Below are 14,213 nucleotides of genomic sequence, written 5' to 3' on the forward strand. Positions count from 1 at the left end.
GGCGGTGGACCCTGTGAGTAGCGGAATGCCACGACCGACAGAGACCGGCACGCAGGCTGGCCGTTCACGAGCCCGTCCTCCGAAGCCGGCCGATGTCATCGTCTCCCCGGGCAGTATCGTCAAGTCCATCAAGGAGGCGGTGACGACCGGTGGTGACATCGCGCGGTTCTCCTGGCAGGTGGTTCGCGCGTTACCTGACTTGCGTCATTACCCGACCGAGGTGTTCCACCAATGTGGCGTGCTCATCCTGTCAAGCGGATTGATCATCTGGATGATGCAGTTCGTCATGGGATACGAGTGCGGCTTGGAGGGCAACTACACGCTGAAACAAATCGGCGCGCCGTTATACTCTGGTATTTTCAACGCCTGGTGTGGCATCCGCGAGATGGCGCCCTACATGTGGGGATACATCATCTCCGCGAAGGTCGGATGCGGCCTTGTAGCCGAAATCGGGTCCATGCGTATCTCGGACGAGATCGATGCGATGGAAGTCATGGGCGTGAAATCGCGCAGTTACCTGGTCGGAGCCAGGGTGGTCGCGGCGTGGCTCGCGCTTCCGTTTCTCTACATCGTCGGACTCGGCATCATGTACATCGGTGAGTATCTCACGACGGTGAAGATGCTGGGCGGGGTGTCCGAAGGCGGATACAGCTTCATTTTCTGGCTCTATCAAAATCCCGCCGATCTGCTGTATTCCCTTGTCAAAGTGATGGCGATGGGAACAGCCGTCGTGTTCGTGGGATGCTACTACGGCTACACGGCCAGTGGCGGGTCCGTCGGTGTGGGCCGAAGTACGGCGAAGTCCATGATGCTGAACATGGTGCTGGTGCATGTGATCGGAGTGCTGGGCACCCAACTGTTCTGGGGCCTCAGTCCCAACGCGCCGATCGCGAACTGATCTTGAGCCAGGTCCCTCTACGGCAAGGAGTTGACGATGTCCTTTGTGTCACCCTCGACGGCGACAGAGCCGACGACGCAACTTCCCCATGCGGGGAACCTGCCTGCCGGCGATCAGGTGCGTCGAGACGGCAACGGACAGCTGCGGCACTCGATGGAAGTGCGGAATGTCGTCAAGTCGTTCGGCAGCTTCCGGGTGATGAACGGAATGAGCATCGACTTCGTCGATGACGCGATCACGACCGTCCTGGGACCTTCAGGGACCGGCAAAAGCGTACTTTTGAAGCACCTCGTAGGACTGCTGGAGCCGGATGACGGAGAGATCGTCGTGTTCGGCAAGAACATCTGGCAAATCAGCGAGAAGGAACGCTACGACCTGCGCAAGAAGTTTGGCGTCCTGTTTCAGGACGGTGCACTTTTCGGATCGATGAATATTTATGACAACACCGCCTTCCCGCTGCGTAAGCACACCGATCTCGACGAGTCGGATATCGAGGAAATTGTGGTGAGTCGGCTCCAGGAGGTCGGGCTGGAGAAGGCAATGGCGAAACTACCCAGTGAGGTTTCGGGTGGGATGCGCAAGCGGGCCGGATTCGCGAGGGCGCTCGTGCTGGATCCCGAGGTCGTGCTGTTCGACGAACCGGATTCCGGTCTCGATCCGGTGCGTACCAGCCTGCTCAACGACCTCATCCTCAAAATGCACAACGAGCACAAGGGGACCTACCTTCTCGTCACGCATGACATTAGGACCGCGCGGAAGGTCAGTGACTATGTTGGCCTGATCTGGCAGGGACAGGTGGTGCATTACGGCGAGGCCGAGGAGGCATTCGCGTCCGAGGACCCGTTTGTCCGGCAGTTTCTCTCCGGAGATTCCGCTGGACCGTTGGGAATGGACTGACTCGATGCGACGCATCTTGGCTTTCGGCGTCGTCGCCGTCGTCGTTCTCGGAGTTGCTGGCTTCGTGCTGGGGAGGGACGACGGTTATCGAGTCGACGTCGTGCTCGCATCAGCCACCAACGTCGTCGAAGGCGGCTCAGTTCACGTCAAGGGTTTCGAGGCGGGCAGGGTAGAGAACATCGCGGTGCAGGACGGCAAGGCCCGGGTCACGTTGGCGATGAACAACGACCACGCTCCGCTGCACGACGGTGCGGTCGTGACCATCGAGTGGAAGGCGGCGCTGGGTGAACGTATCGTCGCCGTCGCGGACGGGCCCGCCGGGAACGCCGTCATCCCGGACGGAGGAATGATTCGAGGGGAAATGCCTACGCCGATGGAGGTCGACCAGGTCCTCGCGGCACTGGATGAGCCCACGCGAGAGCACCTGTCCTCCCTGATCCGGCGGCTTGACAAGTCCGTGGACGGCAACGAAGAGGACCTCCGTGACACGTTGCGGTCGGCGGGGCCGGCGCTGGAGGCCCTGGGTGAGGTTCTGCGGGCGGTCGGCAGTGACGGTCCGGCGATCAAGCAACTGATCACCCAACTGGATGGCATCGTGTCCACGCTCGTCAACCGCGAGCAGGCCATCCGCAATATCATCGAGCAGGTTTCGACCACGACCCGTCTCACCGCACAGCAAAAGCACGCGGTGGCGGAGGCGTTGGACAAACTTCCGGGCACGTTGGACACGGCGAAGACGACACTGGACCGGGTCCCTTCCGTCGCGGACAAGGCGGTTCCGCTGCTCGAGGATCTGAAACCCGCTACCGACAAGTTGCCGTCGGTGGCCCGGAACCTGAGGCCGGTGCTGGCTGACCTGCGCCCGCTCGTCGCGGAACTGCGGCCAACACTGGCGGTGGCGCGGGATCTGCTTCGCTACACCCCGGGGTTGCTGGACAGCGCTCATGGGGTACTGCCGGGCGCCAACTCACTAGTCGGGGACCTCACTCCCGCGTTGAGTTTTCTCCGGCCCTACACCCCGGAGATCGCCGGATGGGCCGCGAACTGGGGCTCCGCGAACGCCAACTATGACACCAACGGCCATTACGCCCGGATCTACGTTCAGGCCGGGCTCGGCAGCGTCAACGTCAATCCGGGCATCGTCCCCCCCCGGCTACAAGAAGGACCTGACACCGGCGCCCGGTTCGCTGGTCGACCAGCCCTGGGTGGATGCCGCCGGAGGTGGAGTGCGATGAGCAAGCAGCCCAACCAGGTGCCTCGTCGGCTACCGCGTGGCCGGATTCTCGCCGTCGTCGCGGTGGCCGTGCTCGGGGTGACAGCGGGAACAGTCGGCATTGACCAGGAGAGCGAGCCGGGCCAGACCACGATCGTCGCGCGCTTCGCCGATGCGAGTCCTCTGCTGGTCGGCAACGAGGTGAAGGTCAGTGGCGTGAAGGTCGGCCAGGTGGCGGCGATGGATGTGCGGGGCGGCAAGGCCTCCGTGGTGCTGAGCCTGGAGAGCGAGGCCCTTCCCGTGCACACGGACGCCAGGGCCACCATCCGTCCAGTGAGCCTGCTCGGCGAGCGCTACGTCGAGCTGGATCGGGGAAGCCCCGACGCGCCGGTACTCGGCGATGGCGATGTCCTCCCGATGCGGCAAACCGGCGCGCAGGCCGACCTCGATGAGGTGCTCAACACGGTCGACGACCCCACCGGACGGTCGCTGGCCGCGCTGGTGACCATGCTCGGGGAAGGTATCCGTGGCAACGGCGGAAATGTCGACGCCACCATCCGGGCCCTCGAGTCGTCGATGAACGACACCACGGCCCTGTCCGGTGTCCTGCGGGACCAGAACCAGCTGCTCGGCAGCCTGGTGGACAAGCTGCAGCCTGTCGCGAGCGCTCTCGCCGCCGACCAGGGAGCCAACCTCGACCGGCTGGTCGCCTCGGCGCGAAAGCTCACCGCGGCCACCGCCACGAAACGGCGGGAACTGACCGAGACGTTGCGGCGTCTGCCAGAGACCCTCGCGACGGCCCGCGCGACGCTCGCCCAGCTCACCGGCACCGCCGCCGAGACCACGCCGACCCTCGCGGCGATCCGGCCCACCACCGACGACCTCGCCGCGATCAGCGCCGAAATCCAGCGCTTCGCCGACGCCGCCGATCCCGCCCTGGCGCACGCCAACCCCGTCCTCGAGCACGCTCAGCGCCTGCTGGACGAGGCCAGGCCGGTGGTGGACCAGCTTCGGCAGGCCGGTCCGGACCTGCGGTCGGCGGTGGGCGACCTGCGTCCGGTCGTCGGTGAACTGACCGCCAACCTCGGCAACGTGCTCGGCTTCATCCGTAACTGGGCACTGACCACCAACGGCCGGGATGGCATCTCACACTACTTCCGCGCGATGCTGGTCGTCAGTCCGGATCTGCTCGGCGCGGCCGTGCCCACGCCCAACGGCGCGCCACCCGCGCAGCAGCAAGGTCCGCCCTCCGAACGACCGCCGGAAACACCACCCCAGCCTGACCGTGCGCCGTTGCCCCTGCCGCAGGTACCCGGCCTTACCGGGGACGGCGGCATCCTCGGTGGGCTGCTCTCCACCGAACAGGACCCCAAGGCAGGTGTGACCGGGCTCGACCCACAGCAGGAGCAGGGACTCGTCCAGTTCCTCATCGGGGGAGGAAGTCGATGATGGCAAGCAACAGCAAGCGCCGCCGGCGTTCGGTGCTCACCGGAATCGTGGTGCTCGTGGTGTTCGTGGCCTCCGTTGGCGTCGCGATCACTGCGAACAAGGGCATACCCGGTCTGCCGCGCACCGTGGTGCGCGCCGAGTTCGTTGAGGTCGGAGGCTTGCGCAGCGGGGATGACGTGCGGATCAACGACGTGCGCGTCGGGCAGGTCGGCGAGATCACCCTGGTGGACGGCAAGCCAGTCGTCGAGCTGAGGTTCGATGGCCACCGGTCCATCTACCGCAACGCGACGGCCGTCACCGCATCGGTGGGGGCGCGCTCCGCGCTCGGCCAGAAGTACGTCGCCTTCAACCCCGGTTCACCACAAGCCGGCGCGGTCGACCCCGGGGAGGTCATCCCGGCCTCGGAAACGACCGGAGCCCAGGAACTGTCGGACCTGCTCGCCGTGCTGGACGAGCCCACCCGCAAGGCGCTGGGCTCGACGCTCCGGGAAACAGGCGGCGGTGTCGCAGGCCATACGCAGGACCTGCGAGACACGCTGGCCGCTCTGCCGACCGAGCTGCCCGACCTGGCGACCGTGTCGCGCGCGCTGACCACGGAGGGGGGTGCCGACCTTGTCCAGACACTGCAGGCCGTGGATCGCTTCAGCGGCCGCTTCCAGGGCCGGGAGCAGCAACTCAGCAACCTTGTGCGCCAGCTCGACACCACCCTACGCTCGGTCGCCGTCGACAACGCCAGGCCGGTGTCCGACGCGCTGACCAAGGCGCCGGACACGCTGACCAAGGTCCGCGGCAGCCTCGAGGCCCTGCGGCGGCCGCTGGCCGACACCGAGGCCGCCGCGGCGGCATTGCGGCCCGGAGCACAGGCGCTCGGCCAGGCAACCCCCGATGTGCGCGGCGTGCTGCGAGAAGGGATTCCGCCGTTGAACAAGGTGCCCGGTGTCGCGGGGCAGGCGATGCCCGCGGTGGACGGCCTGACCCGGACGTTCACCGATGCGCGCCCGGTGGCGCCGCGTATCCGGGAGGCGGTCGGCTCGGCGCAGCAACCCCTGGCCGTTCTGGCGCCCTACGCCCCGGAGATCTCGCTGTGGTTCACCCACGCCACCGACGCCCTGCATCAGGGTGACGCGGCTGGCCACTGGCTGCGCTTCTCACCGCCGGTCGGGACGAGCACCGCGACCGGCATCGTGCGGGGCCTGCGTGACCCGCTGACTGCGCGCAACCCGTACCCGGCACCCGGCGAGGCCGCACGAGACAAGAGCACACTGCTGGGACCGAGGTGACACAGATGGAATCGAATCCGCGGAAGAGGCTCGCACGGGCCCGGCGCTCCCCGTTCCGACTCGGCCTGGTCTTCATCGTCGTAGCGTTGGTGGTCGGCGTCGGCCTGTTCAACAAGGACCCCATTCTCACCACGTTGAAGCCGGGCACGACATTCGCGATCCACTTCGCCCGGGACTACCATCTTCGTCCCTACGTCACGGAGGTCAAGGTCGCCGGGGTCCCGGTCGGCAAGGTCACCGCCGTCGAACCGGGGTCCGACGGCTCCGCGCGAGTCGAGGTCAAGGTCGACGGCGACATTCCGGGCAAGCTCCGCTCCGCGCCGTCCGCGGTGATCCGCCCCGCCACACTCCTGGGTGGCAAGTACTACCTCGATCTCGTACCCGGAGGGCAGCCCGGGGACTTCGGCGGCACCATCCCGGTCGCGCGAACGGAGGTCCCAGTGGAGCTCGACAAGGTCACCCGGGCGTTGCCACCCGACACGCTGGAGTCCGCGACGTCGGCCGTTGATTCGCTGGATCGCACGTTGGACGAACGTGGCCGCGCCGCGCTGGACCGGCTCCTCGCCGATGCCCCAGGCACGTTGGACCCGGCGGCCACCGTACTCGACGCCGCCCGGGGCACGCGCCCGGCAACGGACCTCACTCACGTCGTGGGGGGCTTGGAGTCGACGGCGCGGACGCTGACCGAGCAGCCAGGGCAACTGGACGCCATCGTGCGTGACCTGGACACCCTGGGCACCGTGCTGGGGCGGCGCTCGGCCGACCTGGCGGACGCGCTCGCGACGTTGCCCCGGACCCTGGACTCGACGAACGCTGGGCTGCGCCGCCTGGACGGCACGCTGATCCGGCTGCGGGACACCGCTGACCCGGCGCGCCCCGTCGCGGCGGAACTCGACACCGCGCTGGCGCATGCCGATCCCGTACTGGCGAAGGCCCGCCCGTTGGTGACCGACCTGAAGAACCTGCTGGTCGATGCCAGGCCCGTCGTGGAGCGGCTGGTGCCCACCGCCCGCGACGCCACGCCCGTGCTCGACGACGTGCGTGGCCCGGTGCTGGACCGCCTCAACGGTCCGGTCAAAGCCACGGTCCTTTCGCCCTACCACGGCACCGGGCCCTACTCGGACACCGGCGGAGACAGGCCGCTGTACCAGGAGCTGGCGTACATGTTCGCCAATGTCGACCGGGCCTCCTCCATGACCGACGCCAACGGCGCCTCGATCGCGTTCCATCCTGGAGTCGCCCCAGGCACGCTCGCCGGCCTGCCGATCAGCCTGGAACAGCTGTTCCGCAACCTCACCGGCATCGGGAAGGGAGAGCCACGATGAGCGGCACACGGCACCGCCTGCGCAAGACGTGGCAGCGGGTGCGCAACGAGCCGCGCCTGGGACGCAACGTGCTCACGCTGGCCGTTCTGGTGGCCCTCGGCCTCGGCGCCGGCGGATACATCCTGAGTCAGCAGGGATCGGGGACCACGACCTGGCCGTGGCAGGATCAGTTCGTCTTCACAGCCGAGTTCGACAACGCGCCCGCCGTGAGCCCCGGCAACGGACAGGAGGTCCGCATCGCCGGTGTGCAGGTCGGGCAGATCGAGTCCGCTTCGGTCTCCGACGACGGCAAGGCGGAGCTGACACTCTCGATCGAACCCGGTCACACCGTCTACGACAACGCCCGGACGGTGCTGCGGCCCAAGAGCCCGATGAACGAGATGTACGTGGAGATCGATCCCGGTGGCCCGCCCGGCAAGCCGCTCGCCGAAGGGGACATGATCCCGGCAACGCAGTCGCAGCGGCCCATCCAAGCGGACGAGGTCCTCGCGCACCTCGACACGAATACCCGCAGCGCCCTGACCGCGCTGCTCACCGAGTCCGACACGGCACTGGCCCACGCGCCGGAGGCACTGCCGGGCGGGCTGTCCGCCACCGACCGCGTCGTGCGTGACCTCAAACCCGTCGTCGTCGAGCTGCAGACCCGCAAGGACAAGCTCGCGCAACTGGTCACCGCACTCGCTCAGGTGTCCAGCGCCGTCGGTGAGAACGACCAGCGCCTGGCCGAGCTCGCGAGGAACCTGCAGCACACGCTGGCCGCGGCCGGAGAGCAGAGTGACGCCATCGACGAGGCGCTCGCCCAGCTGCCCGACGTGACCGACGAGCTAGGCCGCGCCACCGGCAGCGTGCAGGCCCTGAGCGACCAGCTCGATCCGGTCCTGGACAGCCTGCGGCAGGCCTCCGGCACGCTCCCGGATTCCTTGCGCAGGCTGACCGCCACCGTCGATCGCGTCGGCGAGACCGTGGACGTGGCCAACCCGGTGGTGACCAAGGCCAGGCCCGTCGTCAACGACCTGCGGCCCCTGGTGACTGACGTCAACGCCCTCCTGCCCGACCTGCGGCACACCACCAGCCGGCTGGAGCCGATCACCGCCTCCCTGCTCCCCTATCTCAACGACCTGGGAGCCTTCGTGTACCAGACCAACTCGGTGACCAGCCTCCACGACGCCAATGGCGGCATCCTGCGTGGCCTGCTCCAGGTGACGCCCAGCACGTTGCCGCTCCCGGGCGCCGAGATCCTGTCCAGCCCGACACCACGCTAGGCGGTCGACCACCATGAGAATCTCGCATTCCGTGCTGCCGGCCATCCGGCTCACCGTCCTGATCGTCTTCGTCGCCGTGTGCGCCGTGATCTTCGGCTATCTCTGGGACAACTCGGGCGGGCGGCTTCCCTTCCAACGCTCGGCCTACCAGTTGTCGGCGAGCTTTCCCCGGGTGGCGAACCTGGTGCCCGGCGCGGACGTGATGGTCGCCGGCGTCCGGGTCGGCGAAGTCGCCGAGGTTCGCCCTGCCGGGGAGCGGGCACGCGTGACGATGGAACTGGACAACCAGTATCCGGTGCACGAAGGTGCCACGGTGCGGGTCCGGAACAAGACCCTGGTCGAGGAGACCTTCCTGGAGATCAGCGACGGTGACGGCGCGCCGGTGCCCAGCGGCGCCACCCTGCCGGACTCAGCCGGCCAGCCGCCGGTGCAGCTCAACGATGTTCTGGCCAGCCTCGACCAGCCCACCCGTGAGGCGCTGGCAAGCGCGGTGCGTTCCCTCGGCGGGGCGACGGAAGGCAGCCGCGAGAACATCTCCCGTGCGCTCACCGGCCTCGGCTACCTCGGCCGGGAGGGACAGGGCGCCCTGGCCGCGCTGTCCGCCCAGAGCGACGATCTGTCGAAACTCACGGGGAAGACGGCGACCCTGCTGGCCGCGCTCGACACCAGCCAAGGACAGATTGCCCGGCTGGTCGCCGACGCCGACACCCTGACTCGTACCACCGCCGACGGCGCCGGCCAGATCGAGGCGGTGCTCCGTCGACTACCACCGGTCCTGGACAGCGCGAGCGCCGCCACCGACGACCTGGACCGGCTCTCCACCAGCCTGGCACCCATCGCCCAGAACCTGCGTACGGCCGCCCCCGACCTCAGTGCCGCACTGCGGGAACTGCCGCGGACCTCCGCCGACCTGCGCGGCCTGCTGCCCTCCCTGGACGGCGTGCTGAACACCGCGCCGGACACCCTCACGAGGGTCCCCGCGGTGGCGGCCGACGCGCAGCGCCTGCTGCCGACCCTCGACGTGGCGCTCGCCGACGTCAACCCCATGCTGGCCTACTTGCGGCCCTACGGCCCCGATGTCGCCAGCATGTTCGCCAACATGGCACAGTCGATGGCACGGGGGGACACCAACGGCCGCTGGCTGCGGACGTTCCCGCCGGTCAACGAGCAGAGCGTCCGGGGCAACCCGCTCAACCTCAACCAGATCCCCCTGCTGGACAAGTACAACCCGTACCCCGCACCGGGGGAGGCGGCCAACCCGGGCCCGTTCGACGGCGAGTACCCCCGCGTGCAGCGTGATAACAAATGAGAAGGCCGCGTCCTCCACGCCTCCGGCTCCGACTGCCCATGCCTTGGGGTCGGCACTCCCATGCGCCAGCGGAGAAGCGGCGCCCCCGGTGGTCGCGGTACCGGACCAAACGCGGCGCCGTGACCATCCTGGGCGCCCTGCTCGTGGTCGCCTTCCTGATCGGCGGGCTGGCACAGGTGCGCCTGGAGACCAGTGTCGAGTCCTTCCTGCCACACGACGACCCCGCGCTGCAGGAGCTGCAGGCGGCGGCGTCCGACTTCGGCGGGGACCCCGTCGTGGTCCTGCTCGAGTCACGCCAGCCGGGTGAGCTGCTCGACCAGCAACATTTGCTGCCGCTGCTGCAGCTGGAGGGCCAGCTGTCACGCCTACCCGACGTCGCCGCCACCTACGGCCCCGCGACCACGCTCAACCAGATCGCCGGCCGGGTGCAGGACCTGCTCGCCGAGCTCGCGGGACGACGCGACGCCCTCCGCGCCCGAGGCGGAGACGCGACGGCGGCCGAGTTCGACGCCCGGTACGGGGCACTCCTGGTGCAAGGGCTTCCGGCTGGGCTGCCCACGTTGCGCAACCCCGGCTTCGTTGAGACGGTCCTCCACACACCGGACGGGCAACCCAAACCACAGTGGCGGTTCATGGTCCCGTCCGACCGGGCCGTCGCCGTGCTGATCCGGCCACGCGAGGGGCTGGACCAGGACGGCACCGACCGGCTCGTGCAGAGCGTCCGGAATGCCGTCTCGGCGGCCCGCGACACCGTGGGTGCCGAGCGTGCCATCGTTTCCGGCGTTCCCACGGTGACCTCGGATCTGGCCAGTCAGGTGCGCTGGGAAATCCCTGTGATCGGGGGGATCGCGGTGGTGGCGGTCGCCGCGTGCTTTCTGCTCATCCCCTGGACCCGGGGTGTGCGACGACGGCTCCTGCCCGTGGTGACGACCACCGTGGCGGTGGCGCTCACGGTCGCCACGTTCGGGTGGCTAGACCGGCCCCTGTCCCTGGGCGTGGTCGCCTTCCTTCCCGTGCTCTTGGGCATCGGCAGCTACTATCCAACCTACTTCGCGCAGCACGCCCGGCGTCGCGTCGTGCTGGTGGTCGCCAGCGCGACCGCGGCGGCATTCGCCACCCTGGCGCTGTCCCCGTTACCCCTCGTCCGGGACCTCGGCCTGACGCTGGCCTTCGGCGTTCTGCTCGCCGCCGCGCTGGGTATGGTGCTGGTGCGCGCGGTGTCACGGGCTGACGCTGAGCCTCGCGGCGACCGTCGGCCCGCTACCCGCACCGCTGCGTCCTGGCCGATCCGGGCTGCTGCCGCGCTGCTCGCCGTCGCGGTCGCGGCGACGGGCTGGGTCATGCTGCCGCAGTTGAGACTCGACAGCGACTTCCGCAACTTCGCCGCAGGGCTGGAAACCCTCGAGGACGCGCGTAAGGTGGAATCGGTCATCGGCTCCTCCGGTGAGGTGGCGGTGGTGTTGCGCGGCCCCGACGTGCTCGCACCCCAGGCCGTCAGCTGGTCCCACAGCGCTCAGAGCATGATCGTCGAACGGCACGGAGACCAGCTCCGGCCGGTCATCTCGCCCGCCACCCTGCTTCCCTTCCTCGGGTCGTCGCCGTCCGCCGCGCAGATCGAGGCCGCGACCCGGCTGCTGCCGCCGTACCTCACCGGCTCGGTGTTCCGCGACGACCGGCGGGCAGCTGTGCTCAGCTTCGGTGTGCGCATGGACGACCTCGACCAGCTGCGGACGCTGCGCGACGACGTCGCCAGGAACCTGCCACCGCCCCCGACGGGGTACCGGGTGGAGTTGACCGGCTTGCCGATGGCTGCGGTCCGCGGGCATGAACTTGTCTCCTCCGACCGTGTCATCACCAATGTGGCGGGGATCCTCGCCGCTGGGGGCGTGCTCCTGATCGGCCTGCGCCGCAGGAGCGACGCCGCGCGCGCCGTCGCCGCCGCCACCCTCGCAACCGGGGTCGGCCTCGCCGCCCTGTGGGTGGCACGGGTTCCGCTGACCCCGATCACCGCCGCGCTGGGTTCCCTGACAGCGGCCGTCGGGTGCGAGTTCACCGTGCTGCTCGCCGAAGCGGTGCGACGGGGCAACGCCGCGCTGCGCACCTCCGTGTTGCTGGCCACGGCGACATCGGCCGTCGGGTACGCGGTGCTCGCCGTGTCCCAGCTCGAGGCGGTCCGGGAGTTCGGTCTGCTGCTCGCCGCATCGGTGCTGCTCGCCCTCGGAGCCGCGGCGTGCGTCGTCTGGCTTACCGTGAAGCCCCTCCGGCGGAGCGATCGTCGCCCAGCGACCGCGACCACTCCGCCCGTATCCGTCACCACGCCAGGAGGTGGATCATGAAGCAGCGGCAGACATCCGACGTGACGGATGCCAAGGAACAGGATGCTGATACGCGTGAGAACGACGCAGAGCGTTCGGGCACGGACCGGGACACCCACGTCGCCGAGGATTGCTCGCCGGACCAGCGGCGAGAGCAAGGAACCCAGGGCACGGGTGGCCAAGACCGCGACATCGCCAACAACGACGACAGCGGTGCGGACGGCGTAGATGCCGAGCGGAACGCCGACGGTGAGCCGGGCGGCCTGCGCGGCCTCCTCAGGCGAATCAGGCTCCCGCGGACCCGGAAGGCGCGGACAGTCGCGGCCGTGACGCTGCTGCTCGCGGGCGGTGGCGCGGGCGGCTACCTCTGGTGGGTTGGTGAGCAACTGCCGGACGATGCCGCCTTCCGGATCGACGATCGTGTCGTCACCGTTGACGACCTAGGCGAAGTCACCGACACATGGCGTGCACTCTACGGTATCGAGCCACCGCAGGAGCCCGGCAGGCTGGACCGTTTCCGGCGCGACGCCGCCAAGGCCTATGCGGTGAGCCTGCTCCTCGACAGGGCGGCGCGGGACCACGGCATCGTGGTGGCGGACAAGGCGGCCCGGGACACGTTGAGCCGGTTCGTCACCCAGCAGTTCGGCGAAGGCACCCAAGGTCGCGACCAGTTCGTCCAGGCGCTGGGCAACGCGGGCACGTCGGAACGAGCCGTCCTGGACGAGGTGAAGAAGCAGTTGGCCATGGACCAGCTGTTCAACACGGTCACCAAGGACACACCGGAGGTCGGCGACCAGGAAATCCGTGAGGCATTCAGCAAACGAAAAGATCAGCTGGGGACTCCTGAGCGCCGGGAACTGGCCAACATCGTCGTTCGGACCAAAGACGAGGCAGACCGGATCGTTGCCGAACTCCGCAGCGGGGCATCGTTCGACACGCTTGCCCGACAGCGTAGTCTTGACAGCGCGACCCGAAGCGACGGTGGAAACCTTGGCACCGTGACCCGGGACCAGCTTCAGCCCGGCTACGCCAAGGCAGCCTTCGCCGCTGGGCGGGGTGAGCACTTCGGCCCTGTGCAGAACAAGTTCGGCTGGAACGTCGGTATGGTCACCGGAATCACCCCGGCCGAGCCCGCGAGGTTCGACCAGGTGCGCGACCCGCTGAAGCAGCAACTCGAACTGGAACGAAAGCTCCAAACCTGGCGCGACTGGCTGGCCGAGCGAATCCGCGACGCGGACATCCAGTACGCCGATGCCTACCTGCCCGCATCCCCGGACGCTCCGCCGAGCGTGCAGCCGGGTGAGCTCGGGGTTCCCCAAGGGCAGGAGCCAGCCGAACCCGGTCAGCCGCCCCGGCAAGGGGGTCCCCGGTGAGCACGGCGGGTCCCCTGCTCGTGCTGGCGGTACTACTCGTGTTGCTCGGCCGGTGGGGCTTGCGGAATGCCGACACGGCGGTACCTGCGGCGCTCGGTGCCCGGGAACGCGCCCGCCGCGCGCGGGTGCTGCGCCGGGGTGCGGTCGCCGCACAGGTGGTGGCGGCTGCCTTCGTCGTCCTGTCCGTTCTGGCCTTGTGGGGACCTTGATGCCGGCATGTCTCAGACGCCCGTATCCTTGGGCCGGTCGATCAGCCCATAGTATCCAGCCAGTCCCGCGGCTTCCGCGCGGCTCCCGACGTCGAGCTTGTGTAACAGGGCCGCGATCATGCGTTTGGCCGTACGCTCGGAGACCAGCATCCGTTCGGCGATTTCGATGGTCTCGGCGCCCCGCGCGAGCAAGCCCCACAGGCGCATCTCCTCGGTATCCAATCTCTGGAGAATCGTTTCCGGCGGGCGGCGGATGCCATCCAGCAGCGCGGTGAACAGATCTGGTTCGACGACTCGGAAACCGGCCGCGACGCTTAGTAATGGGGCGACGAGCGTGTCGGGGTCCGCGGACTTCGACAGGTAACCGTCGGCGCCCGCCAACAATGCCTCCTCCGCCAAACCCCGATCGGTGGTGCCCGACAGCGCCAAGATCCTGGTGTCCGGATGGCGCGACTTGATGTGCCGGACTGCCGCCACGCCGCCGATCGGCGGCATGGCGAGATCGACGATCGCCAGACCGGCGCCAGTCGAACCGACCAGCGCGGCCGCTTCCTCCGGCCGGCTGGTCGACCCTGCGACCGAGATACGATCGCCGACCCGGCTCTCCAGCAACAGAGCCAAGCCCTGTGTGAACAGATCGTGGTCGTCGACGATGACCACCACCAGCTTATCACCATCCATGG

General features: G+C 68.5%; 11 protein-coding genes. 10 read left to right on the forward strand and 1 reads right to left on the reverse strand.

The window, feature by feature from the left end; genetic code table 11:
- The first annotated feature begins 13 nt into the window (after positions 1-13).
- The 10 genes from ACFSZT_RS08880 (at position 14) to ACFSZT_RS08925 (ending at position 13,530) form a co-directional block, all read left to right on the forward strand.
- Complete coding sequence (locus ACFSZT_RS08880; RefSeq protein ID WP_232285490.1) at positions 14-898, forward strand: ABC transporter permease; 885 nt, start codon at positions 14-16, stop codon at positions 896-898.
- A gap of 36 nt (positions 899-934) precedes the next feature.
- On the forward strand, positions 935-1,795 hold the full coding sequence (locus tag ACFSZT_RS08885) for an ABC transporter ATP-binding protein (RefSeq protein WP_009156924.1): 861 nt from the start codon (positions 935-937) through the stop codon (positions 1,793-1,795).
- A 4-nt stretch (positions 1,796-1,799) separates the two neighbouring features.
- A complete protein-coding gene (locus tag ACFSZT_RS08890; protein ID WP_377478213.1) occupies positions 1,800-4,457 on the forward strand; it encodes an MlaD family protein in 2,658 nt (885 codons plus the stop codon).
- Entirely contained in the window at positions 4,454-5,737 is a 1,284-nt protein-coding gene (locus tag ACFSZT_RS08895) for an MlaD family protein (RefSeq protein ID WP_236808371.1), read from the forward strand. The genes ACFSZT_RS08890 and ACFSZT_RS08895 overlap by 4 nt, the downstream gene beginning before the upstream one ends.
- Positions 5,738-5,742: 5 nt before the next feature.
- A complete protein-coding gene (locus tag ACFSZT_RS08900) occupies positions 5,743-7,062 on the forward strand; it encodes an MlaD family protein (RefSeq protein ID WP_009156920.1) in 1,320 nt (439 codons plus the stop codon).
- Positions 7,059-8,324, forward strand: a complete 1,266-nt coding sequence (locus tag ACFSZT_RS08905) for an MlaD family protein (protein ID WP_110341464.1) — start codon at positions 7,059-7,061, stop codon at positions 8,322-8,324. The genes ACFSZT_RS08900 and ACFSZT_RS08905 overlap by 4 nt, the downstream gene beginning before the upstream one ends.
- A gap of 13 nt (positions 8,325-8,337) precedes the next feature.
- Positions 8,338-9,633 (forward strand): MlaD family protein, encoded by a 1,296-nt coding sequence (locus tag ACFSZT_RS08910; protein WP_009156918.1) that lies wholly within the window; start codon positions 8,338-8,340, stop codon positions 9,631-9,633.
- Positions 9,634-9,752: 119 nt separating this feature from the next.
- On the forward strand, positions 9,753-11,969 hold the full coding sequence (locus ACFSZT_RS08915) for an MMPL family transporter (protein WP_233520112.1): 2,217 nt from the start codon (positions 9,753-9,755) through the stop codon (positions 11,967-11,969).
- Complete coding sequence (locus ACFSZT_RS08920) at positions 11,966-13,321, forward strand: peptidylprolyl isomerase (protein WP_110341460.1); 1,356 nt, start codon at positions 11,966-11,968, stop codon at positions 13,319-13,321. The genes ACFSZT_RS08915 and ACFSZT_RS08920 overlap by 4 nt, the downstream gene beginning before the upstream one ends.
- Positions 13,318-13,530 (forward strand): hypothetical protein, encoded by a 213-nt coding sequence (locus ACFSZT_RS08925; protein ID WP_110341459.1) that lies wholly within the window; start codon positions 13,318-13,320, stop codon positions 13,528-13,530. The genes ACFSZT_RS08920 and ACFSZT_RS08925 overlap by 4 nt, the downstream gene beginning before the upstream one ends.
- Positions 13,531-13,542: 12 nt before the next feature.
- On the opposite strand, the gene ACFSZT_RS08930 is transcribed toward ACFSZT_RS08925, so the two are convergent.
- On the reverse strand, positions 13,543-14,211 hold the full coding sequence (locus ACFSZT_RS08930) for a response regulator transcription factor (RefSeq protein ID WP_110341457.1): 669 nt from the start codon (positions 14,209-14,211) through the stop codon (positions 13,543-13,545).
- Positions 14,212-14,213: the final 2 nt, after the last annotated feature.

Source organism: Prauserella oleivorans, from assembly GCF_042685745.1.
Taxonomy (GTDB): domain Bacteria; phylum Actinomycetota; class Actinomycetes; order Mycobacteriales; family Pseudonocardiaceae; genus Prauserella_A; species Prauserella_A oleivorans.